At 29.0% G+C, this 1,164-nt stretch carries 2 protein-coding genes; both read left to right on the forward strand.

What is annotated here, in order from left to right; all coding sequences use genetic code 11:
- A partial coding sequence (locus ACRDDY_RS00765; RefSeq protein ID WP_438563059.1) for a hypothetical protein occupies positions 1-312 on the forward strand: 312 nt, incomplete at its 5' end.
- A gap of 58 nt (positions 313-370) precedes the next feature.
- A partial coding sequence (locus ACRDDY_RS00770; protein WP_438563060.1) for a hypothetical protein occupies positions 371-1,164 on the forward strand: 794 nt, incomplete at its 3' end.

Here is a 1,164-nt window from a genome sequence, read left to right on the forward strand (position 1 = left end):
ACTTACAAACTTAGAAAAGAGGTATTAAGAATGAGAATTTATTTAAAAGAATTAGATGTGATAAAAGAATGTGAGAATCCTGTTATTTATAGTTACATTCAAAAAAATTATAATATGCTAAATTTTACACTTTATGAAATGCTAAGGGGAATCTATGATGTGGAATTTTCCTTGTCAGTAGTTGAGGAGGATAATAGTGGAGACTTTATAATTTTAGAACTACAAGGCGTTTATCCAAATGGTAGAGTAAACAAGGATTTAAATGTATACAAAGATAAAAAAGGGTATTTTATGGAAGTCAAAAACGCTTGACAATTAATTCTTAAAGTAGTATAATAAAATTATCAAATAAACCAATGGAGGTAATGTTATGAAATTAAGATGTTTAAAAAGTGAAGGTGGTTTTAACTTTGTTGTAGGTGAGATTTATGAGGTTAGAAATAATTACATTATTGATGGTGATAATAAAATGGCTCAGAATGTTATAGGAGTTAATGAAATTTGTTCAAATGAAGAAAAGATTAAGTACATTAATGATGTGATTAGTAAAAATTATAAATTTGAAATTGTAGAAGAGGAGAATGAAATTATGGTAGATAAAAAAGAAGGAATCTTGCCAGAAGGAACAAAAGTTGTACTCAAAGGAAAGACTGCTTATGATTGTGATTTAACATTTGACGAAATGAAGAATGAGAAATATCTTTCTGAAACATTAGAGGCTCAAGAAAAATACGGATATGTAGAAATTGGTGGTTACGATTATAATATAAGAGCTTATGTTATTGATGGAAAATACTACAATAGATGTGACTTTGACTTGTATGTAGAGAAGACTAAAGAAGAAAGAATTGAACTACAAGTGGGAGATAAGTTAATCCTAAAAAAAGATATATTCTGCATGAAAAAAGGTGATGAGTTTGAGGTAATATTCATCAAAGATGATGATATTGGCATTAAAAATAGCTTAGGTTTTGGTGGAACAACATGGGGAGAGCTACAGTACTTCACAATTGCTAAGAAGTCTTTAGAGTGGTCTAATTGGACTTATAGTTACACACATGATTGCATTTATAGAACCAAAGGAACAACAACTCAAGTCAAAGGAAAATCTATTGGTGAAGCAAGACTATACAATGGTGATGAATATGACTTCAATAAAGGTAT

The sequence above is a fragment of the Clostridium sp. genome (genome assembly GCF_051656525.1).
In the GTDB taxonomy this organism is placed as follows: Bacteria; Bacillota; Clostridia; order Clostridiales; family Clostridiaceae; genus Clostridium.